The organism is Streptosporangium sp. NBC_01469, assembly GCF_036227305.1.
Classification (GTDB): domain Bacteria; phylum Actinomycetota; class Actinomycetes; order Streptosporangiales; family Streptosporangiaceae; genus Streptosporangium.
This window is the reverse complement of sequence record NZ_CP109465.1, coordinates 8,152,788-8,173,203: the sequence shown is the minus strand read 5'-3', so window position 1 is coordinate 8,173,203 and position 20,416 is coordinate 8,152,788. Positions and strand designations below refer to the sequence as shown.

The 20,416-nt window shown below is 71.7% G+C and carries 18 protein-coding genes; 5 read left to right on the top strand and 13 right to left on the bottom strand.

Annotation, left to right across the window (positions count from 1 at the left end):
* The first annotated feature begins 114 nt into the window (after positions 1–114).
* Positions 115–732, top strand: a complete 618-nt coding sequence (locus OG587_RS35550) for a VOC family protein (protein WP_329083170.1) — start codon at positions 115–117, stop codon at positions 730–732.
* 347 nt (positions 733–1,079) lie between these two features.
* Here OG587_RS35550 and OG587_RS35545 read toward each other — a convergent pair whose 3' ends face one another.
* The 5 genes from OG587_RS35545 to OG587_RS35525 form a co-directional block, all read right to left on the bottom strand.
* Positions 1,080–2,858 (bottom strand): S8 family peptidase, encoded by a 1,779-nt coding sequence (locus OG587_RS35545; RefSeq protein ID WP_329083169.1) that lies wholly within the window; start codon positions 2,856–2,858, stop codon positions 1,080–1,082.
* Between the two features lie 150 nt (positions 2,859–3,008).
* Positions 3,009–4,439 carry a pyridoxal phosphate-dependent decarboxylase family protein gene (locus OG587_RS35540; RefSeq protein WP_329083168.1) on the bottom strand — a complete coding sequence of 477 codons (1,431 nt, stop codon included), beginning with the start codon at positions 4,437–4,439 and terminating at the stop codon, positions 3,009–3,011.
* A 169-nt stretch (positions 4,440–4,608) separates the two neighbouring features.
* Positions 4,609–5,253, bottom strand: a complete 645-nt coding sequence (locus OG587_RS35535; protein WP_329083167.1) for a TetR/AcrR family transcriptional regulator — start codon at positions 5,251–5,253, stop codon at positions 4,609–4,611.
* A 59-nt stretch (positions 5,254–5,312) separates the two neighbouring features.
* Positions 5,313–6,899, bottom strand: a complete 1,587-nt coding sequence (locus tag OG587_RS35530; protein WP_329083166.1) for a sensor histidine kinase — start codon at positions 6,897–6,899, stop codon at positions 5,313–5,315.
* On the bottom strand, positions 6,889–7,563 hold the full coding sequence (locus tag OG587_RS35525) for a response regulator transcription factor (protein ID WP_329083164.1): 675 nt from the start codon (positions 7,561–7,563) through the stop codon (positions 6,889–6,891). Before OG587_RS35525 ends, OG587_RS35530 begins: the two co-directional genes overlap by 11 nt.
* Before the next feature lie 162 nt (positions 7,564–7,725).
* Here OG587_RS35525 and OG587_RS35520 point away from each other — a divergent pair, with 162 nt between their 5' ends.
* The 3 genes from OG587_RS35520 (at position 7,726) to OG587_RS35510 (ending at position 11,260) form a co-directional block, all read left to right on the top strand.
* Entirely contained in the window at positions 7,726–8,934 is a 1,209-nt protein-coding gene (locus OG587_RS35520; protein WP_329083162.1) for a LolA family protein, read from the top strand.
* Between the two features lie 240 nt (positions 8,935–9,174).
* On the top strand, positions 9,175–10,260 hold the full coding sequence (locus OG587_RS35515; RefSeq protein WP_329083160.1) for an ABC transporter ATP-binding protein: 1,086 nt from the start codon (positions 9,175–9,177) through the stop codon (positions 10,258–10,260).
* Entirely contained in the window at positions 10,247–11,260 is a 1,014-nt protein-coding gene (locus tag OG587_RS35510) for an ABC transporter permease (protein ID WP_329083158.1), read from the top strand. The genes OG587_RS35515 and OG587_RS35510 overlap by 14 nt, the downstream gene beginning before the upstream one ends.
* Positions 11,261–11,341: 81 nt before the next feature.
* Here the strand turns inward: OG587_RS35510 and OG587_RS35505 are convergent, their stop codons facing one another.
* From OG587_RS35505 to OG587_RS35495, 3 genes are all read right to left on the bottom strand, one after another.
* Positions 11,342–12,700 carry an ABC transporter substrate-binding protein gene (locus OG587_RS35505; RefSeq protein ID WP_329083156.1) on the bottom strand — a complete coding sequence of 453 codons (1,359 nt, stop codon included), beginning with the start codon at positions 12,698–12,700 and terminating at the stop codon, positions 11,342–11,344.
* 427 nt (positions 12,701–13,127) lie between these two features.
* Positions 13,128–13,871 carry a YcnI family copper-binding membrane protein gene (locus tag OG587_RS35500; protein WP_329083154.1) on the bottom strand — a complete coding sequence of 248 codons (744 nt, stop codon included), beginning with the start codon at positions 13,869–13,871 and terminating at the stop codon, positions 13,128–13,130.
* Positions 13,872–13,913: 42 nt separating this feature from the next.
* Positions 13,914–14,438 carry an MFS transporter gene (locus OG587_RS35495; RefSeq protein ID WP_329083152.1) on the bottom strand — a complete coding sequence of 175 codons (525 nt, stop codon included), beginning with the start codon at positions 14,436–14,438 and terminating at the stop codon, positions 13,914–13,916.
* 130 nt (positions 14,439–14,568) lie between these two features.
* Here OG587_RS35495 and OG587_RS35490 point away from each other — a divergent pair, with 130 nt between their 5' ends.
* Positions 14,569–15,045 carry a hypothetical protein gene (locus tag OG587_RS35490; RefSeq protein ID WP_329083150.1) on the top strand — a complete coding sequence of 159 codons (477 nt, stop codon included), beginning with the start codon at positions 14,569–14,571 and terminating at the stop codon, positions 15,043–15,045.
* A 143-nt stretch (positions 15,046–15,188) separates the two neighbouring features.
* Here OG587_RS35490 and OG587_RS35485 read toward each other — a convergent pair whose 3' ends face one another.
* From OG587_RS35485 to OG587_RS35465, 5 genes are all read right to left on the bottom strand, one after another.
* Positions 15,189–16,682 carry a HAMP domain-containing sensor histidine kinase gene (locus OG587_RS35485; protein WP_329083148.1) on the bottom strand — a complete coding sequence of 498 codons (1,494 nt, stop codon included), beginning with the start codon at positions 16,680–16,682 and terminating at the stop codon, positions 15,189–15,191.
* Positions 16,679–17,509, bottom strand: a complete 831-nt coding sequence (locus OG587_RS35480; RefSeq protein WP_329083146.1) for a helix-turn-helix domain-containing protein — start codon at positions 17,507–17,509, stop codon at positions 16,679–16,681. The genes OG587_RS35485 and OG587_RS35480 overlap by 4 nt, the downstream gene beginning before the upstream one ends.
* A gap of 438 nt (positions 17,510–17,947) precedes the next feature.
* Positions 17,948–18,697, bottom strand: a complete 750-nt coding sequence (locus OG587_RS35475) for an ABC transporter ATP-binding protein (protein ID WP_329083144.1) — start codon at positions 18,695–18,697, stop codon at positions 17,948–17,950.
* 3 nt (positions 18,698–18,700) lie between these two features.
* Positions 18,701–19,486 carry an ABC transporter permease gene (locus tag OG587_RS35470; RefSeq protein ID WP_329083142.1) on the bottom strand — a complete coding sequence of 262 codons (786 nt, stop codon included), beginning with the start codon at positions 19,484–19,486 and terminating at the stop codon, positions 18,701–18,703.
* Between the two features lie 124 nt (positions 19,487–19,610).
* Complete coding sequence (locus OG587_RS35465; RefSeq protein WP_329094104.1) at positions 19,611–20,276, bottom strand: ABC transporter permease; 666 nt, start codon at positions 20,274–20,276, stop codon at positions 19,611–19,613.
* Positions 20,277–20,416 lie beyond the last annotated feature (140 nt).

Genomic DNA, 20,416 nt, shown 5'->3' with positions numbered 1-20,416 from the left:
GCGCCGGTGACGACGCCGACGCCGATGACGACGCCCGCCTCGCCTCGCACCGCGAGTACACCTCTCCCGCGGGCGCCGAGCCGCCCGCCGCAAGCACGGACGGGAGCCCGACCCATGCCGGAAGAACTGCTCGACCACCTCGTCTACGCCACCCCCGACCTGTACGCGACCGTACGGGAGCTCGCCGGCCTGCTCGGCGCGGAGCCCGCCGAGGGCGGGCGCCACGTGGGCCTGGGCACCCGCAACTACCTGCTGGGCCTGGGCGGGCGCCGCTACCTTGAGATCATCGGTCCGGATCCCGACCAGCCGGACCCCGGCCTCGCCCGGCCGTTCGGTCTCGACCTGCTGCCCGGCCCGCGCCTGGTCACCTGGGCGATCCACCCGGCCGACCTCGACGCGGCCGTCGTACGGGCCCGCGAGCGCGGCTACGAGCCGGGCGACGTCCACCCGATGTCGCGCCGCACCCCGGAGGGGGAACTGCTGGAGTGGCGCCTCACGTCGTCGCCCGGCGACACCGGCGACGGCCTGGTCCCGTTCCTGATCGACTGGAGAGCCACGACGCACCCCGCCGAGCGCGGTCTGCCCGTGGTGGAGCTGACCTCCCTCACCGCCCTCCACCCCGACCCCGCGGCCGTCGCCGCGAACCTGGCCGCGCTCGGGGTCGAGCTGGAGGTGGCCGCCGGTGACGAGCCCCGTCTGGTGGCCGTGGTCGGCGGGATCAGGCTCTCTTGACGTGCTCCTCCACATGAATGTGGAGGATTCCCGTGCCGCTTACGCGGCAGCTCGCGGCGCGGGTGCGCCGGAGACTGTGGAACGGGATGCGTAGAGCATCGTCCGTCGTCCTGACCGGCCGGGGGGCGAACCGGATCGGCGTCGGGCCCGGCCTGATGCCGATCCGGGGAGGGAGGGGCCGCGCCTGGCCGGGGTGAGAACGGGCCGGACGCGGTGGGGGGATAGGTCCGGCCGAGCCCCGGGGAGGGACGGGCCGGACCCTCGGGGAGAAACGGATCGGGCCACCCGTGGGGGGGAACGGGTGGCCCGATCGCGAGGCGGGGGCGCGCCTCGCACTCCAGGAAGGTCTACTGTGAGGTGATCTTGACGTCGTCGACCCCGGCCTCCACCAGGCTCGCCCCGGAGGCGTCGGCCGCGTCCACGACGACCCGGACGACCTGCCCGGCGTGGCCGGAGATGTTGGCCGTGGCGGTGGCCCAGGCGGCGGCGCGGTTGGACGCGGCTCCGGCCTGGTTCAGCACGGTCGTGGTGGTCGTGCCGACCACGCGGACCCGGACGTAGTCCGCGCTGCTCGCGTTGTTCAGGTGGCCGAGGTACCAGGAGAAGGACAGCGTGAGCGTCCCGCTCGCGGGCAGCGTGATCGCCGGCGACTGGGCGCTCGTCACGCCGCCGTCGATGTCGCCGTCACCCGCGCTCGCCCCGGCCGCCGCACCGCTGACCAGGCCGTACGTGCCGCTGGGGGTGGTGCCGGGCTGGGTGATCACGCCGCTGGACGTCTGTCCCGGGTCGCCTCGCTCGAAGCGGCCCGTGGTCGCGGTGTCGGTGCCGCCGGGGTTGACCGTCCAGCCGCGCTCGGCCTCGAAGTCGTCGGAGTAGACCACGGTGGGCTCGGGGCCGGGCCCGGGGCCGCCGCCGCCGCCGACGTACAGCAGCAGGTTCGGCGATCCGGTGCCGGGGTTGGTCACCACGCCGGGCGTGGCGTTGGTGACGATCGTGTCGCGTACCTGTGCCGGGGTGGCGGTGGGACTGCCGCTGAGGACGAGCGCCGCCGCGCCCGCGACGTGCGGGGAGGCCATCGAGGTGCCGTTGATCGTGTTGGCGGCGGTGTCGTTCGTGTTCCAGGCCGAGGTGATGGCCGAACCGGGCGCGAACAGGTCCAGGCAGGTGCCGAAGTTGGAGTAGGACGCGCGGGCGTCGGTGCTGGTGGTGGCGCCCACCGTGATCGCGGCGGGCACCCGCGCGGGGGAGCGGGTGCACGCGTTGGTGCTCTCGTTGCCCGCGGCGAGCGCGTACACGACGCCGGAGGCGATGGAGTTGGAGACCGCGGTGTCGAGCGTGGCGCTCGCGCTGCCGCCCAGGCTCATGTTGGCCACGGCCGGCTTGACCGCGTTGGCGGTGACCCAGTCCACGCCCTCGATGATGATCGAGGTGGAGGTGCTGTTGCCGCAGCCGAACACCCGCACGCCGACCAGCGTGACGGCCTTGGCGAGGCCGTACTGGCCGCCGCCGACCGTTCCCGAGACGTGGGTGCCGTGGCCGTTGCAGTCGGCCACGTCGTTGTCGTCGTCGTAGACGTCGCGTCCGGCCTGCGCCCGCCCGCCGAAGTCGGAGTGGGTGACCCGGATGCCGGTGTCGATGATGTAGGCCCGCACGCCGGAACCGGTGTTCGGTGCGGTGTAGTTGCCGTCGAGCGGCAGGTTCCGCTGGTCGACCCGGTCCAGGCCCCACGAGGCCACGGCCTGGTTGACCAGGGTGAACTCCTGGTCCTGCTCGACGTAGGCGACGTCGGGCCGCGCGGCGATCCGCTGGGCCTGCTCCGCGCTGGCCCGGATGGCGAAGCCGTTGACGGCGCGCTGGTAGACGGCGCTGACCTGCGCGCCCTCGCCTTCGGTGACCTCGCGCGCCCTGCGGTCGCGGTCGGCGCGGCTGAACTGGCCCTTGAGGACCACGATGTAGCTGTCGGCGAGCGCGGTCGCGCTGTCCGCCTTGACGATGGAACCGATGGAACCGGTGGGACCCGTGGGACCCGTGTGCTGCCGCGCCGAGGCCGGGGTGACCGACCCGAGGGCGAGCAGGAGTGCGGCGGCGACCAAGCCCGCTAATCGGATGGCGGGGGCCTTGCTCATGTTCGCGGACCTCCTGGAGGGGGGTGGGCCCGGTATCCCGGTCGGGGATCCCGGGCGGCGGTGGAGCGTCCCCATCGTCAGCCAGCATGATATTTACCGCAATATCATGACTCAAGTAAATCAATTTGTTATGTAGTTGTGCGTGGGGAATCAGGAGTAGATAACAGAAAGGAAGCGAATCAGGATCGCCTCTCGCCGGTCGGCGGGAAGGGCGTCGAGAACCGCGTTGACCACGGCCATCTCCGGCTGCCCCGAGCCCCCCAGGTCCACCCCGGCCGCCGTCGCCAGCTCACCGAAGGCGGCGTCGTCGAGCGTGTCCAGATCCAGGCCCGCCACCAGCTCCACCAGTCCCTCCGGCAACTCCGCGGGACCCCGCTCGCGCGCCGCCTCCACGGCCTCCGCGATCACCTCCAGCATCGCCTCGACGCCCCGCAGGGTCACCCCGGTCACCGTGATGTGGATATTGGCCGGGATACCCGCGTAGGACAGCTGCGGCTGCAGGAACCACCCGCGTTTCCTGGCCTCGTCCGACAGCACGAACACGTCCACCCCGCCCTCTCCCTCCGTGGGGCCGAAGGCGACCAGCGCGGACTCCGGGTCGCCGAGCACCCGCAGCCCCGGGATCTTCGCGATGCCCTCGCGGAGCTCGCGAGCCGCCGCCAGGGTGGTGCGGCCGAGTTCCAGGTAGCCCTCCCGGCCCAGGGCCTGGAAGGTGGCCCACGCCCCGCCCAGCGGGCCCGCGGACTTCGAACTCTGCACGGTGGCGTTGATCACCGTGTAGCCGGGCCACGACGCCGAGGCGAAGTACGCCCTGCGCCTCATCGCCGGGTCGGCGAACAGCACGACCGAGGCGCCCTTGGGCGCGTAGCCGAACTTGTGCAGGTCGCAGGAGAGCGACGTGACCCCGGGTACCGACAGGTCGAAGGGCGGGATGTCCGCCCCGGCCTCGCGCAGCCACGGCAGCAGCCACCCGCCCACGCAGGCGTCCACGTGGCACGGCACGCCGCGCGCGGCGGCGATCCCGGCGATCTCGGCGACCGGGTCGATCACGCCCTGCGGATAGGACGGCGCCGAGGCGACCACCAGGACGGTGTCCTCGGTGATCGCGGCCTCGACGCCCCCGGGGGAGGCGCGGAACGTCACCGGGTCCACCGGCACGGCGTCCACCACGAGCCCCAGGTAGTGCGCGGCCTTGTGGAAGGCCGGGTGCGCGGTCACCGGGACCGCCATCCGGGGGCGCCCCCCGGTCTCCCGCGCGTCCCGCGCCGCCTTCACCGCCAGCATGATCGACTCGGTGCCGCCGCTGGTGAAGACGCCCGAGCCTCCGCCGAGCAGCTCGGCGACCGCGCCGACGACCTGCTTCTCCATCTCCACCACACTGGGGAAGGCCGTCGGGTCGAGGGTGTTGACCTCCAGCATCTCGAAGTAGGCCCTGGCGGCGGCCTCGTGCACCTCGGGCCGTCCGGTGTCGTAGACGTACGCGGTCACCTTGCCGCCGCGCACCGGCAGGTCGTCCCGCTTGAGGCGGGCGATCTCGGCCAGCAGCTCCTCGGTGCTGCGGCCCTTGTCAGGCAGGCTCATCGGTCTCCTCGGGGGTACGGCTCGCGCGGGCCGGAAGGACGCGGCCCGCAGGGGGCCGCCGGGGAAGTGCCAGCATCACACGAATCGTGCCGTACGAGGATGATCCGACGGCGCCGCGGCCCGGTGGGCCGGATGAGGGTCCGGCCGCTTCGACCTCCGGGAGCCGCGGTCAGGACGAGGGAGGGGAGCCGGGCAGGGCGGCGACGCGGTGGACCATCTGGTGCAGGTAGGTGCGGAACCGCCGCAGCACGGCGGGATTCTCCGCGTCCTGGCGGTTGCCGTCCCGGTCGAGCACCCCGCCCTGGCAGAAGCCGTGCACGCACCACACCACCGACCAGAAGGCGTACTTCATGTCGACGTCGGCGTCCACATGTCCGGCCTTCATCGCGGGAGTGATCACGCTGGAGACGAGGTCGATCTGCGGCTGGATGTATCTCCGTTCCAGCTCGGTGACGTCGCTGGCGTCCGCGAGCCACCGGTGCATCCACAGGGAGGGGAACTCGGGATGGGCGAGGCAGAAGTCGAGGTAGTGGTCGACGACCCGGTGAATCACCAGCGCCGTCTGCTCGGGGGTCACCGCGGAGATCCCCTCCAGCGCCTCCACCAGGGACACCCGCTCGGCCCGGTACTCGCGCTCCATGATCTCCAGGTAGAGCTCCCGCTTGCCGTCGAACTCCGCGCCGAGGGCCTCGACGCTCAGGCCGGCGGCCTCGGCGACCTGGCTCGCGGACGTGCTGTCGTACCCCAGCGCGGCGAACAGGTTGGTGGCGACCCGCAGGATCAGCTCTCGCCGGCTGCCGTCACCGGAAGTCATGAATGTGACGCTAGGTCCCGATCAGTCGCCCGGCCAAGCGGGTGATTCACAAGCCTCGGTCAAGATAGCGGAAGCCGTACCACCGCGCGGAGGCCCGGGGAGGCGTCCTCCAGGTGGACCGCGCCGCCGTGGGCGTTGACCGTCTCGCGCACGATGGCCAGGCCCAGCCCGGCTCCGCCCTCGTCGCGGCTGCGCGCGCTGTCCAGCCGGGTGAACCGGTCGAACACCCGCTCCCGGTCGGCCTCGGGGATGCCGGGCCCGTCGTCGGTGACGGTCAGCACGGCGTCGGCGCCCTCGGCCCGCAGCTCGACCACCACGGGGGCCGAGGTGTGCCGCAGCGCGTTGTCGACCAGGTTGACCAGCACCCGGCCCAGATCCAGCGCGTCCCCGGTGACCCTGATCGGCCTGTCCTCCGGCTCGCCGGTGACCGCGCCGGACCCGCTCTCCGGCCCGCCGGTGATCACGCCGGGTCCGCTCCCCGGCGCGTTGTCCGGCCGGTCGGCATCCGGTTGGCCGGCGATCCGCACCGTGACGGCCTCGCCGTACCGCTCGACGGTCTGCGGGACCAGCTGGTCCAGCTCCACCGGCTCGCCCCGCGCGGGCGTGCCGCCGCGTTCGTCCAGGCGGGCCAGCGAGAGCAGGTCCTCGGCGAGCCTGGACAGGCGCATGGTGTCCTCCAGTACGCCCTCGGCCGTCTCCCGCCAGTCCTGCCCCTCGGGGTGGCCGAGTGCCACCTCCAGCTGGAGCCGGATGCTCGCCAGCGGGCTGCGCAGCTCGTGCGCCGCGTCCGAGACCAGGGCCCGCTGCCGGATGCCGGCCTTCTCCAGCCGGGCCAGCATCGCGTTCAGCGTCGTGGCCAGGCTGTGCACCTCGTCGCGCGCCTCGGGCACCGGCAGGCGGCGGGAGCGGGCGGTGTCGGTGATCTCGTCCGCGCCCCGGCGCAGCGCCGCGATCGGCCGCAGGGTCCCGCCGATGATCACCCAGCTCGCCCCCGCGAGCAGGACCAGCAGCAGCGGCGTGCCGACGATCAGCACGTGCCCGGCCGTGGAGATGCTGGTCTGCACCTCGCTGAAGGGACGTGCCGCGATCACCGTCTGCCCCCGGTCGGCGCTGAGCACCCGGACTCGGAGCATGTGCGGGATGCCGTACGGCTTGCCGTCCAGGAAGCGCGCCTCGCCCCCGTCGATCGCCGCCGCCCGCTCCCCGGCGTCCAGCAGCGGCACCAGCCTGTCGGTGCCGGTGGTCGTGTGGGTGATCCGCCCCGCGCCGTCGATCACCTGCAGGAGCGTGCCGTCCGGCGAGGTCATCTCGTCGGGCAGCCGCCCGGCGTCGGCCAGCGAGACCGTCTCCCTGGCCCGCTGGTAGATCGACTCGTCGATGGTGGTCAGCAGCGCGTTGCCGAGGACGGTGATCATCACGTAGGCCGAGACCACCAGCGCCACCGCCAGCACGGCCGAGGCGACCGCCGTCAGCCGGAAGCGCAGGCTCTTGCGCCGCCACCTGCCGACCGCGCGCCCTCCCCCGTGCGCGACCGCGTCGGTTGGGGAGACGGCGCCGGTACGGGAACCCGTGCCCGCCCCGCCGGCGGGCCGCTCCTGGACGTCCCGGAGGTCCCGGTGGTTTCGGGGGGCCGGATCAGCCGCCATCGCCGGCCAGCCGGTATCCCGCTCCCCGCACCGTCTGCAGCGCGTTTTTGGAGAACGGTACGTCGATCTTGCGCCGCAGGTAGCCGACGTAGACCTCGACCACGTTGGGATCGGTGTCGAAGGTGTCCCAGACGTGCTCCAGGATCTCCGTCTTGGAGACCACCTCGTCGTGGTGGCGGAGCAGGAACTCCAGCAGCGCGAACTCCCTGGGCGTCAGCTCCACCGGCGTCTCGCCCCTGGTGACGCGTCGCCGCGCCGGGTCGAGCGCCAGATCCCCCGCCCTCAGCACGGACGGGCGCCGGTTCGCCCCGCGCCGCAGCAGCGCCCTCAGCCTGGCCACCAGCACCACGTACGAGAACGGCTTGGTCAGGTAGTCGTCGGCGCCGAGGTCGAGCCCGTCGGCCATGTCGTACTCGCCGTCCTTGGCCGACAGCATCAGGATCGGAACCCAGTTCTCCTCGGCCCGCAGCTGCTTGCAGACGTTGTAGCCGGAGATCCTGGGCAGCATGATGTCCAGCACCACGACGTCGTACTCGCCGTACCTGGCCTGGTGCAGGCCGTCCTCCCCGTCGTGCGCGAGGTCGACCGCGAACCCCTCGGCCTGCAGACCACGCTGCAGGGCGGCGGCCATCCTCCGCTCGTCCTCAACGACGAGAATCCGCATGACTGCCCCTTTCACCACCTAGAACGTGTCCATCCTCGACCACCCGGCCTGAGAGGCGGCTGAGAATCCTGTGAGCCCTCTCAGTCTGTCTCAGCTTCGGCACAGGACCTGTAGCGCAGGCTGCTGTCGACAGGGATTGACGGCATACCGTGGAGGAATGAGATGTCTGAGCAAGCGAGACGGGGCCGCGCGGTGAGGTGGGCCGTGCCGGTCGCCGCGATCGCGCTGGTCACCGGGGCCATCGGAGCCGGACCGGTCATCGCCGCCGTCCAGGGGGATCCCACGCTGCCGGAGCGTACCGCCGAGCAGTTGCTGGCCGGCGCCGCCCAGGCGAGCCAGGCCGGGTTGAAGCCCATGTCGGGCACCGTCATGCAGACCGCCTCGCTCGGGCTACCCGGGCTGCCCGGGATATCGGGCATGGGCGGATCCTCGCCCGCGGCCCTGCTGGCGGGCTCGCACGAGCTCAAGGTCTGGTACGGCGGCGAGGACAAGGTCCGCTTCGCCCTCCCCGGCCGGATGAGCGAGACCGACCTGATCGTCAACGGCGACCAGGTGTGGATGTGGCAGAGCGACGCCAACAAGGCCACCCGCATCAAGACGGGGACCGCGGACGGCACCGGGGGCGAGAAGGGCCTCGGGCACGGGGGGCCGGGCGACGGGGCCGACGCCGCGCACCGGGCGCTGCCCACGGCGACCACACCGCAGCAGCTCGCCCAGCAGCTGCTGGGACGGATCGGGGCCGACACCGCGGTCAGCGTGACCAACACCGAGAAGGTCGCCGACCGCGCGGCCTACCAGCTCGTCCTCGCCCCCAAGGACACCTCGTCCCTGGTCAAGGAGGTCAAGCTGGCGCTGGACGGGGAGACCTTCGTCCCGCTGCGGATCCAGGTGTACGCCAGGAACGCGGCCGAGCCCGCCTTCGAGGTCGGCTTCACCTCGGTCACGTTCTCCCCGCCCGCCGCGGAGAACTTCACCTTCACCCCGCCCGCGGGCGCCAAGGTCGAGGAGGCGTCGATCGGCGAGCTCGCCGGGGAGCACGGAGCCCGGCAGGGCGAGAAGCTCAAGGAAGGCGAGGAGATCAAGGACAAGACCAGGACCGTCGGCGAAGGCTGGACCACGGTCGCCGTGGTCCCCGCCTCCGAGATCGAGAAACTGACCTCGGCACCGCGGGGTGAGGCCCCCGCGGGACAGCAGGACGCCGGTGCGATCACCGACGCCCTGCTGAAGTCGGCCAAGCCGATCAGCGGCACGTGGGGTAGCGGCAAGGTCATCCAGACCAAGCTGGTCTCCGCGCTGCTGACCGACGACGGCCGCCTGCTGGTCGGCGCCGTCACCCCGGAGAAGCTGTCCGAGGCGGCCGGTAGGAAGTGAGCCCGGTGCCGGGAGCCCGACGCCCGCGTCGGGTTCCCGGCGGTTCTCCCCGGATCCCGCGTGCGGGATCCGGGGGCGGGGCCCGGCGGCGCGAATCGGGGACGCCGTCCGGGCCACGCCGGGCGTTCGGGAAACACAGCACGTTCATGGGTGTTCGTGGGCGCCCGTGAACGTCCAGGGCGCGAGACGAGGCGGGACGGCCGCGTGGCCGTCCCGCGACCGACGAGCAGTGGGGGAGAAGTGCCGATCGTCCAGAACGCGGGGAACAACGGGACCGGGAAGAACCGGACCGGCGGAGCCCCGGAGAACGGAACCGGCGAGGTCCGGGGCGGCGGGACGGCCGGGAGTGCCGTGCTGACGGCCGAGAGACCCGCGCCCGATTCCGCCGCCGGCGGGGGGTTCGCCATCGTCACCAGCGGGCTGACCAAGCGCTTCGGGAGCGGCCAGGTGGCCGTGGACGCCCTCGACCTGGCCGTACCCCGCGGGTCGGTGTTCGGCTTCCTCGGCCCCAACGGCTCGGGCAAGACCACCACGATCCGCATGCTGCTCGGCCTGGTGTCCCCGACGGCGGGAGACTGGCAGCTGCTCGGCACGCCGATGCCCGGCGGGGCGGGCGGCGTGCTGCCGAGGGTGGGGGCCCTGGTCGAGGGGCCGGCCTTCTACCCCTACCTGTCGGGTGAGGCCAACCTGCGCCGCTACGACGCCGCCGACCCGTCGGCCGACCCGCGCACCGTCTCGGCCAGGATCGGGTACGCGCTGGAACGGGTGGGCCTGGCCGCCGCGGCCCGCAAACGCTACCGGGCCTACTCGCTCGGCATGCGCCAGCGGCTCGCCATCGCCGCCGCGCTGCTCGGTCCGAGGGAACTCCTCATTCTCGACGAGCCGACCAACGGTCTGGACCCGCAGGGCACCCGCGAGGTGCGTGGCCTGGTCAAGGAGATCGCCGCCGAGGGGACGACGGTGTTCGTCTCCTCCCACCTGCTGGCCGAGGTGGAGCAGATGTGCTCCCACATCGCCGTCATGCGGACCGGGCGGCTCGTCGCCCAGGGGGCCATCGCCGAGTTGCGCGCGGGGGAGACGGTCAGGATCCGGGTGGAGACCCCCGACACCGTCGAGGCGGCGGCCGTGCTGGCCGGGCTCGGCCTGTCGGAGATCCGCCTCGGCGACGGCGACGTCAGCGCCGCGCTGGGAACCGGCGCGGCGGAGCGGGTGTGCGCCGCCCTGGTCGCCGACGGCGTCGCCGTCCGCGGCCTCGCCGTCCAGCGGCCCAGCCTTGAGGACATGTTCGTGGGCCTGACCGGGGAGGGATTCGATGTCGACGCTTAGCGGGAAGGAAGCCGTGCCCACCGAGAACGCCGTACGCGCCGAGAACGCCGCGCTCACCGAGAACGCCGTACGCGCCGTCTCCGGGGAACCCGCCACGGCGGCGGGTCCGCCCTCCGGCGGGCACGCCTCCGGGGGGCGGATCCCGCCCGCGCGGGCGGTGGGCGCCCCCCGGGCGTGGCTGCGGCTGCTCGGCTCGGAGATCGGCCTGATCTTCCGGCGGCCGAGGAACCTCGCCATGCTCGCCGTGCTCGCCGTGATCCCGGCGCTGATCGGGATCGCGCTGTGGATGTTCGGCGGATCCATGGAGGACGAGGGAGGTGGGGGCGGCGGGTCGGCGATCTTCGAGCAGGTCACCGGGAACGGGCTCTTCCTCACCTTCGCCGCGCTCTCGGTCCTGGTGCAGCTGCTGCTGCCGGTCGCCGTCGCGGTCGTCGCCGGAGACTCGATCGCGGGGGAGGCGGGCATCGGCACGCTGCGCTACCTGCTCGTGGCCCCGGCCGGCCGGACCCGCCTGCTGGCCGTCAAGTACACGAGCGTGGTCGTCTTCTGCCTGGCCGCCGTCGCCACGGTCGCGCTGTCCGCGCTGCTCGTCGGCCTGTTGCTCTTCCCCGCCGGTCCGATCACGCTGCTGTCGGGAGGGACGATCCCCTTCCTCGACGGCGTGCTGCGGATCGGTGTCGTCGTGCTGTACGTCTCCGCGGGCATGGCCGCCCTGGCCGCCATCGCGCTCGCCCTGTCGACCCTGACCGAGGTGTCCATCGGAGCCATCGCCTCGACCGTGGTCGTCGTCATCGTGGCCCAGGTGCTGGGGGTCATCCCGCAACTGTCCGTGATCCAGCCGTACCTGCTCACCCAGTGGTGGAGCGGCTTCGACGGCGTCCTGCGGGACCCGGTGGCCACCGGCGAGATGGGGCAGGGCCTGCTGGTCTTCGCCGCCTACGTCGTCGTCTTCGGCTCCGTCGCCTGGGCCCGCTTCACCGGCAAGGACATCACCGCCTGATCATCCCGCCCCGCCCCGGACGCCGTCCCGGGCGGGGCACCCACGGCACGCGGGCGCCGTCGAGCCCGCCGGTGGGAGATCTCATCTTTCAGGGGAGACCTGGAAGCCCTGCCGCCGCGCGTAGGCGCCGATCCGTGACTGCCAGGCCCTCAGGCCGGCGTTGAGGTCGGTGGCGTCCGAGAGGGACCGTCCCACGCTGCCGCCGAAGACGCTGTTGGCGTAGAGCTGGAACGGCAGGTACTGCCAGCCCTTCGCCACCTGCGCGGAGCCCTCGGTGAACAGCCTGTTCGCCCGCTGGCCACCCAGGACCGGGATCTTCACGTCGAGGAACTCGCGGCTTCTCATCAGCTCGGTCGTCGCGGGGAACACCCCGGAGACCGCGCTCAGCGACCTGACCGCCTCGGGGGCGGAGTCCAGCCACCGGGCGAAGCCGTAGGCGGCAAGCTGGTGTCTGCTCCGCGAGAGTACGGCCACGCCGGAGCCGCCGTTCTCCGCGTTGACCGGTTTCCTGGCGTCCCAGCTGGGGAGAGGCGCGGCGCGCCACGCGCCCCTGGTCCGCGGGATCGCGCCGTCGATGACGCCGGGGGCCCAGGCGCCCGTGATCCACAGTGCGTACCTGCCGCTCGCCATCTTCTTCCACCACGGGGCGGTCCAGTTCACGGCCGGGTCGACGAGCTTCTCCCGCGACAGCCTCGTCCACAGCCTCGCCCACCGCCTGGCACCCTTGTCCTGCAGGTCGATCCGGATGGTCGTGGCGTTCTCGATGGCGAAGGGTCGTCCGCCCGCCTGCCAGATCAGGCTGTCGGCGACGCCGGCGTCGGTCGGGTCGACGCTGGTGATGAAGACGCGGAGGTCCTTCTTCCTGATCCGTTCGGCGACCGTCACGAACTCGTCCCAGGTCGCCGGCGGTTTCAGGCCGAGCCGGTCGAAGACGTCCTTGCGGTAGATCATGGTCATCGGGCCGGTGTCCTGCGGGACCGCGTAGACGCTGCCGTTGAGGTCCACCTGGTCCCAGGCCGAGGGGCTGAACCGTTTCTTCAGCCTTTCCACGCCGTACATGTTGAGATCGGACACGGCCTGGGAGAACGCGAAGCGGGGCAGTGCGAAGTACTCGATCTGCGCCACGTCGGGGATACCGGTGCCGGTTCTCAGCGCCGCCTGGAGCCTGGTGTACTCGGCCCTGGACCGGCCGGCGTTGATCAGGTTGACCTTGACCTTGGGATATCTCCGCTCGAACAGCGCCACCGTCTTCTCCATGTTGGGGACCCACGACCAGAACGTCAGCGTGGTCTCGGTCCCCAGGGCCCTCTCGATGTCGGCGGCCCCGATCTCCGGTGCCGGGGGCTGCGGGCGGGGGGCGGGCGGCTCGCCACAGGCCGCCAGGGTGAGCAGGACGAGAGAGAGCGCGGCGACCGAGGTCGCGCGCGTGGTGGGCCGCATGAGGACCTCCATGGGAAGTGCGGGAACGTTCGAAACCTGTGGTGGCGCGGGAGAAGGAGGAGAGGGTACGGGACGGGGGGCGCGATACGGCGGACACACCTGTAGAACGTTGCCCTGAGCTGGAAACATTTCCGTAATGCGCGGCCGGACCTCCCGTTTCTGGCCGCGCCGCCGCGCCGCCGCGCCGCCGCGCCGCCGCGCCGCCGCGTCGGTTCCGCGGTGAGGGACCGGCGGGGTTCGTGGTGCCGCACTCTTCCGCGAGGAGCCGCGAGGAGCCGGGAAAGGGCGAGCGGCGGCGGGCAGGTGGCGGGAAACGCGGGACGGCCCCGGGAAGGAGTTTCCCGGGGCCGTCCCGCGTGCGATCAGAAGACGATCAGAGGGTTGTCAGAAGGTGGTCACGAGGCGATCGGATGATCGAAGTGCGAGGTCAGGAGGCGCGGCCGCGGCGCAGGCCGAGCGCACCGACCACGAGCCCGACGAGCCCGAGCGCCAGCCCGGCCCCGCCGAGCAGGCGGGCGGTGCCGTCCGAGCTCTCGGAGGAGGAGGCGGCTGCGGGGGCCACCGACGGCGCCGACACCGCCGGGGCCGCGGCCGAGGGGGTGGCGGAGGCGCCGTGGCCGTCTCCCTCGGCGGAGGCGGGGGTGAGCTTCAGCGTCGGGGCCGGGCGCTCGGGCTCGGAGCCGTCGGCCTTGGGCTCGTCCGCCCACTTGACGACCTCGCCGCCGCTGTAGGTCTGGGTGGTGGGGAAGACGAGCTGGTCGGTGTCGGTGGGCAGCGTGCCCATGGACACCTCGAACTCCTGGAACTGGCCGGGATCGATCTTCCCGCCCGACCAGGTGACCTTCGTGACCGCCTCGGTGAGCTCGCCGTACTCGGTGGTGATCGGCTTGGGCAGCTTGCCCTCGACCACCTTGACGTCCCAGCCGGGCACGGGCTTGACCGAGACGAAGGCCAGCGGGTGGTCGGTGGGGAAGGTCACCTCGAGCTTGGTCGTCGAGGCGTCGTCACGCTCGTTCGGGACCCGGAAGGCGACCTTGGTGAAACCGCCCTGCTGGGCGGTTCCGGGATTGATGGAGACGTGCGCGAGGGCGGGAAGGGCGAGGCCGAGGGTGAGGGCGGTGACACCCGCGGTGACGGCGGCCAGACGACGGCAGGCATGCGAAAGCGACATGGGGGTTCTCCACTTCGAGGTTCGGGGTTTTCCGGGGGCGGGTCAGGCGGCGGGAAGCGGAGGACCGCGCCGGCTGACGGAGTGACGAAGGACGGCACGCGCGGGAACGGGCGTGACCGGGGCGTGCGCGGGGCGGGAGGCAGGGGCGACGGTCGCGGGGGGCCGCAGCAGCAGGAACATGGCGCCGAGGCGGCGGCCGGCCGAACGGAGCATCGCCCACAGGGCGCTCTCGCCACGGGCCAGCCACCAGCCGGTGATCATGGTCGCGGTGAGGTGCGCGACGAGCATGCCGAGGCTCTCGCCCAGTCCCCTGACATGCGGATGCGGGGGCGAGATCCCCGCGGCGCCGCCGAGGGCGAACACCTCGTGCAGCGACAGCTGCAGGGCGGCGAGCCCGGCGCTGATCGTCACCGTGGACCGCTCCCGTCCCGCGAGCAGCGCGGCCATCGCCATGACCGCCGCCCCGGCCGCGGCCACCGCCCACGGCCGCGGCCACGAACCGCCCGCGGCCACGTGGCCGAGGACGGCGAGTGCCAGGCAGACGGCCGAGAAGGTGGCCGCGCGCATGAGGCGTAATGGGAGGCGGGCGCGCATGGTGACCCATATGTTCTCACGTCCCGGCACGTCTGCCGTTTTGAAGTTTTTGTCGCTATGGTTGCCGCGACCGTGACAGGTCCTTCAAGCCGAGGTGGTGGCGATGCGGCACGTCGTTGGGCTGCTGGTCGGACTGGTCGTGGCGGCCGTGCTCCTCTTCGGCGCGGGCTGGGCCGTGCAGGAGGCGGCGGCGAGCCTGGTGCCCCTTCCCACGGAGAGCGGTTCGAAGACCTGGATCGCCCTCGGGGTGATGGCCGGGATCGGCCTCCTGGTCGGCCTGGTGGTCGCCGGTCGTGTCTCCCCGCTGGCGACCTTCGTGCCGTCGATGGTCCTGCTCGCTTGGACCGTGGTCTACGCCCTGGACGTCAGGCGCGCCATGGGACTGGTGCCCGACGACCCGACCTTCCACGAGGTGCTCCTGCAGGCCGGTCGTGGCATGGGCCTGCTGCTGACCACCGGTGTCTACACACTCCTCGGCATCCTGCTGTTCCTGCCGGTACTGATGCCCTCCCGCTGGGCGCCTCGGTTCCGGGGCGACGAGGAGGAGTACGAGGAGTCCGGCGAGCAGGGCTATCGCTGAGTTCTCCGGGTCTCGCGCCCGCTGGGTCCCGATCACCGGACCCGCGTCGGCCGAACTTCCGACCACCGGACTCCGTGCCCGTCACTCCCGGGCCGTCACACCGTCACTTCCGGGCACTCCCGGGCGTCGTCCCGCCAACGTTGTCACCGCCGCTGGTGCCCGGCCGAGTGGGCCGGGTGCTCCTTGTCGGCGTCCTCCCTGCCGCCGCTCCCCTTGCCGGTGGTCTTGGCGGTGTTCTCCTTGGCGGTGTTCTCCTTGCCGGTGGCCCTCCTGGCCATACCGTTGCGCTGCGCCTCCGGATCGGTCCCGAGCGGCTGCGCGTCCGACAGCGGGAGCCGGAGGACGAACCTGGCCCCTCGCGGCGAGTCCTCGACCAGCAGGGTGCCCTGGTGGGCGTGGGCGATGTCGCGGGAGATGGCGAGGCCGAGCCCGCTGCCGCCGGAGTCGCGCAGCCGCCCGTCGTCCAGGCGGGTGAAGCGTTCGAAGACGCGCTCGCGGTCGGCGGGCGCGATGCCGGCGCCGTCGTCGACCACGGCCACGACGGCCTTGCCGTCCTCGAAGCCGACGGAGACCTCGACGCGGCTGTCGGCGTGCCGCCGCGCGTTGCTCAGGAGGTTGCCCACCACCCGGATCAGCTGGATCCGGGAACCGTGCACCCATACGCGGGCGGCCACGTGGACCCGCACCGGGATCCCGGTGCCCTGGGCCGCCTCCTCCGACACGAGGGCGCCGAGATCGATCAGCTCCTGCGGCGCCGGGTCGGCGGCGCGCAGCCTGGCCAGCTGCAACAGGTCGTTGACGATCGCCTCCAGCCGGCCGCTGGCCGTCAGCGCCCCCCGGATGGTCTCGCGGGGATCGGTGTCGTCGGGGTAGAGCAGTGCCTCCTCCAGCTGCACGCGCAGGCCCGCGATCGGCGTCCTGAGCTCGTGGGAGGCGGTGGAGGCGAAACGGCGCTGCTGCTCCACGGCCTCCTCCAGCCGCGCCAGGGTCTGGTTGGCGGTGCGGGCGAGCAGCGCGATCTCGTCCTCACCCGGCGGGATGGGCACCCGCAGGCTCAGGTCGCTCACCGTGATCTCGGACATCCGTGCCCGGATCGCCGCCACCGGCCGTAGCGTCCGTCCCACGACACACCAGGTCATCCAGGCCGCGAGGGCCAGGAGGACGAGGGCACCCGCGCTGATGAAGTACTCCAGGTGGTGCTTGTGCAGGATGGCGGGCTCCTCGAGGCCCGCGTAGACCACGGGGGAGTCGGCCGCGGGGGAGACCCGGATGGCCATGACCATGAGGGAGCCCTCGGTCAGCTGCTGGAACCGGTCGTCGGGCGGGGGGCGGGTGGCGCTTATCGGCGCCATGCCCATGGCCTGCCTGCTGGAGTTCACGACCACGCCGTGGGAGTTCACCAGCTGGACGAGGTCGACCGGAGCCGAGACGGGGATCGGATCGGGGATGTTGCCGATCCGCGACAGCGCGCTCCACTGGCTGGCGACCCGCTCGGTGTTGCCGAAGATGTCGTCCTGGATCCGGTAGCGGATCGCCATGTCGATGCTCGTCCCCACCAGGGAGAGGATGACCAGCAGCAGCATCGTCGTGATGATCGTGTAACGCGCTTGGATCGAGCGCAGGCGCGACCCCTTCATGACGACGTCAGCGCCGCGAGGCTACCCAGCAGGTCCAGGGCGTGCGCGGAAGGACTTCCGGGCTCGGCCTGGAAAACGATCAGTTTCTGGCCGGGGGAGCCGTTGACGTTGAACAGCTCGTACGTGAGCGTCAGGTCACCGACGTCATGGTGGCGGAAGCGTCTGGTCGCGACGTTCTCGGTGGACACGTCGTGGCGCGCCCACAGGCGGCGGAAGTCCGTGCTCTTGAGCGAGAGCTCGCCGACCAGGTCGGTCAGGTACGGGTCGTCGAGGTCCGCGCCCGCGATGGCGCGCAGCTGGGCCACCTTGGAACGGGCGGATTCCTCCCAGTCCCGGTAGAACCGGCGGGAGACGGGGTTCAGGAAGATCAGCCGGAGCAGGTTGTCCCTGTGCTCCAGCCTGTCGTAGAGGGCGTCGGCCATCTGGTTCGAGGCCAGCACGTCCATCCAGCGGCCGGTCACGATCGCCGGTGTGTAGGGCCAGCTTCGTATCAGCCGCAGCAGCGCCGGTTTGACCTGGTCCGGCTGGCGGATGTCCCCGGTCTGCCGCGGCCGGGGGTGCGCCAGCTCGTGCAGGTACGACGCGGCGTCGGCGCTGAGGTTGAGAACCTGAGCGAGGGCGCAGAGCACTCGATCGGAGGGGTGACGTTCCCGTCCCTGTTCCAGGCGGATGTAGTAGTCGGTGCTGACCCCGGCCAGCATCGCCACCTCTTCCCGGCGCAGCCCCGGTGTCCGCCGGGAACCCGACGGCAGGAGGCCCGCCTGTTCAGGGGTGATGAGTTCACGCCGGGCGCGGAGGAACTCACCTAGGAGCTTGTCGCTGTCCATAGCATTACGGTATGTCAGAACCCATTTGACAAGGTGGCAGTATCACTCCCATGAAAGCCATCTCCGGGTCGACGAACCCCCTGCTCGGAGCCACTTTCGGTAGATCATCTCCGACGATCGGCTTGCTCGGGGCGGCGATCACCCGGCCTTTTCTGATCGCGTTTTACCCGCACCCCCTGAGGCCATTTGCGGCTACGCATAGGGGATTCCAGTGGTAAAGGGAGATGGGAAACGCTTCCCCGGGATCGGTTTTGTGTATGGAGAAGACCGTGTGAGTCAAGGTGGCCTCAACCGCTTGACGGGGAGTGTCCCGCGTCCCGCGGCGATCATCGATATGTGACAAACATCACATATATTTCGGCGGGGATTCGTAGTAGGTCTCAGGCGCCCTGAGCGCCCGTGCGGGGCGCGCGCCGCCGGTTCCGCCGCCCCCGGGAATCAACCGGAGTAGAGGCGGGCGACCACCTCCTCCATGGAATCCCCCTCGGGAGCGGTGGCGCGCAGGTCGTCGAGGGTGCCGTCGAAGGCCAGGCTGCCGTGGTCGATCAGCATCACGCGGCGGCAGAGCTTCTCGATGTCGCCCATGTCGTGGGTGGTGAGCAGGACGGTGGTGCCCCGGTCGGCGTTGAGGCGCCGCAGGAAGTCGCGCATCGCGGCCTTGCTGACCACGTCCAGGCCGATTGTGGGCTCGTCGAGCACCAGCACGGCGGGGTCGTGCAGGAGGGCCGCGGTGATGTCGCCGCGCATGCGCTGGCCGAGGCTGAGCTGGCGGACCGGGGTGGTCATGAAGTCGGCGAGGCCGAGGAGTTCGGTCAGCTCGGCCAGCCGTCGCCGGAAGTCCAGTTGATCTACTTTGTAAAGGTGTCGGATCAGCTCGAAACTGTCCCGCAGCGGCAGATCCCACCACAGGGTCGTCCGCTGGCCGAACACCACCCCGATCCTGCGCGCCAGCGCCGTGCGGCGGCGGGTCGGATCGAGCCCGGCCACCCGGATGCTGCCCGAGGTCGGGGCCAGGATGCCGGTGAGCATCTTGATGGTGGTGGACTTGCCCGCGCCGTTGGGGCCGAGGTAGCCGACGAACTCCCCTGCCTCCACGGTGAACGACAGGTCCCGTACGGCGTGCACGGTCTTCTTGGTCCTGCGGCGGCCCACGGTGAACGAGCGGCCGACCCGGTCGAGTTCGATCATGTGTCAACTTCCCGTCGAGCGGTAGCGGCGGATGCCCGCCCGCCACGCGAGGGCGGCGACGGCGGCCAGGACGACGGCCGCCAGGGGCGAGGCGAAGCGGAGCCAGTACGGCAGGCCGAGGGGATCGTCGCGGTCGAGCACGAACAGCGCGGGCTGCCAGTTCACGAACGCCAGTGGCACGACGAAGGTGACACCCTTGACGAGCTCGGAGCCGTAGACACTCAGGGGGTACTGGGTGAGGGTGCCGCCTCCGTAGGTGAAGGCGTTGGCCACCTCGGGGGCGTCGGTCAGCAGGAACTGAATGGCTCCGCCGAGGGTGAAGATCGCGGTGAAGATGACGAGCCCGCACACGACCATCAGCGGGATCATCCAGGCCCTGCCCCAGGAGAGACCGAGCTGGGGCAGGGCGAGGGCGAGCACGACGGCGGCCTGGGTCACCCTGCCGAAGCGGTGCACCCCGAAGCGGTCGACGGCCATCTGCGTGAACGCGCTCGCCGGGCGGATCAGCATGGTGTCGAAGCCGCCGCTCCTGATGTGCTGGCTGAGCCGGTCGACGTTGCCGAAGAGCATGTCGGCCAGCGCGAAGGACAGGCCGGCGGTGCCGTACAGGAACATCACCTCGGCCAGTTCGAAGCCGCCGAGCGATCCGGTGTGCTCGAAGATCACCCAGATCGCCGCCACGTCCAGCGCGTTGACCGCGAACGAGCCCAGCATCATCATGATCAACGATCCCGGGTACTGTGCCGAGGCCCTCAGCCAGGTCCAGGCCAGCAGGAGGTACGTCCTCACCGTCGGGCGCCTCCCGTGGCGTCGCCGGCTTTCCCGGGCCGCCTCCCGCGTGACGGGCCCGGGGTTCCTGAGGCCCCTGAGGCCCCTGGCGCCCCCGTGGTCCCCGGTGTTTCCGCCTCCGTCGTCACCCACCCTGGATCACGACCTTCCTGCGGGCCGCGTTCGTGGCCAGGGCGCCCAGGGCCAGCAGCGCCATCGCCCACACGGCCTGGAACGCCAGGGCCTCCAGGACGTCGCGCTTGCCGAGGTAGATGTCGGCGGGGACCTGGACCATGGCCGACCAGGGGAGTGCCTCGGCCAGGGTGCCGAGCCAGCCGGGGAAGAGGTTGAGGGGCAGGACCATGCCGCTGAAGAAGAAGGTCATCACGAGCGACATCGTCTGCACCCCCCGGTCGTCGATGACCCAGCAGGAGGACAGCGCGACCAGGTAGCGCAGGGTGAAGCTGACGACCACCGCGAGGACGAAACCGGCCGCGAAGGACAGCCAGGTCAGCGGGTCGACCGGCACGACGAGGCCGAACAGCGCGGCGCCGACGGCCGTGGGCGGCAGGCTCCGTACGAGGAACAGGTAGGCGGCCCGGCCGAGGTCGTCGGCGAGGTTCCACATCTGCAGGGAGGCGGGGCGGAGCAGGTCGAGGGCGACGTCCCCGCTGCGCACGCGCTCGGAGAGCTCCAGGCCGCCGCCGAAGACCTGCATGGGGCCGATGAAGGCCTGGCTGAGGAAGCAGAAGGTGACGGCGTCGGTGAGGTCGTATCCCGCGAGGCCGGGGCGGGCCTCCCAGAGGGCGATCAGGACGTAGGCGCGGAGGATGCCGAAGACGGTGTTGGTGAAGGCTCCGGCGACGGCGGCGGCACGATAGGTGGAGTGGCGGCGGAAGCCGTACCCGGCGATGCGCGCGTAGATCAGGAAGGCTGCCTCCCGGAAGGTGT

Coding starts and splice junctions, on each gene's coding strand:
- OG587_RS35495 (WP_329083152.1), bottom strand. CDS start 14,438: ATGCGCGCGGCCACCTTCTCGGCCGTCTGCCTGGCACTCGCCGTCCTC.
- OG587_RS35520 (WP_329083162.1), top strand. CDS start 7,726: ATGTCTGAGCAAGCGAGACGGGGCCGCGCGGTGAGGTGGGCCGTGCCG.
- OG587_RS35540 (WP_329083168.1), bottom strand. CDS start 4,439: ATGAGCCTGCCTGACAAGGGCCGCAGCACCGAGGAGCTGCTGGCCGAG.
- OG587_RS35500 (WP_329083154.1), bottom strand. CDS start 13,871: ATGTCGCTTTCGCATGCCTGCCGTCGTCTGGCCGCCGTCACCGCGGGT.
- OG587_RS35485 (WP_329083148.1), bottom strand. CDS start 16,682: ATGAAGGGGTCGCGCCTGCGCTCGATCCAAGCGCGTTACACGATCATC.
- OG587_RS35545 (WP_329083169.1), bottom strand. CDS start 2,858: ATGAGCAAGGCCCCCGCCATCCGATTAGCGGGCTTGGTCGCCGCCGCA.
- OG587_RS35525 (WP_329083164.1), bottom strand. CDS start 7,563: ATGCGGATTCTCGTCGTTGAGGACGAGCGGAGGATGGCCGCCGCCCTG.
- OG587_RS35535 (WP_329083167.1), bottom strand. CDS start 5,253: ATGACTTCCGGTGACGGCAGCCGGCGAGAGCTGATCCTGCGGGTCGCC.
- OG587_RS35505 (WP_329083156.1), bottom strand. CDS start 12,700: ATGCGGCCCACCACGCGCGCGACCTCGGTCGCCGCGCTCTCTCTCGTC.
- OG587_RS35475 (WP_329083144.1), bottom strand. CDS start 18,697: ATGATCGAACTCGACCGGGTCGGCCGCTCGTTCACCGTGGGCCGCCGC.
- OG587_RS35490 (WP_329083150.1), top strand. CDS start 14,569: ATGCGGCACGTCGTTGGGCTGCTGGTCGGACTGGTCGTGGCGGCCGTG.
- OG587_RS35550 (WP_329083170.1), top strand. CDS start 115: ATGCCGGAAGAACTGCTCGACCACCTCGTCTACGCCACCCCCGACCTG.
- OG587_RS35510 (WP_329083158.1), top strand. CDS start 10,247: ATGTCGACGCTTAGCGGGAAGGAAGCCGTGCCCACCGAGAACGCCGTA.
- OG587_RS35530 (WP_329083166.1), bottom strand. CDS start 6,899: ATGGCGGCTGATCCGGCCCCCCGAAACCACCGGGACCTCCGGGACGTC.
- OG587_RS35480 (WP_329083146.1), bottom strand. CDS start 17,509: ATGGACAGCGACAAGCTCCTAGGTGAGTTCCTCCGCGCCCGGCGTGAA.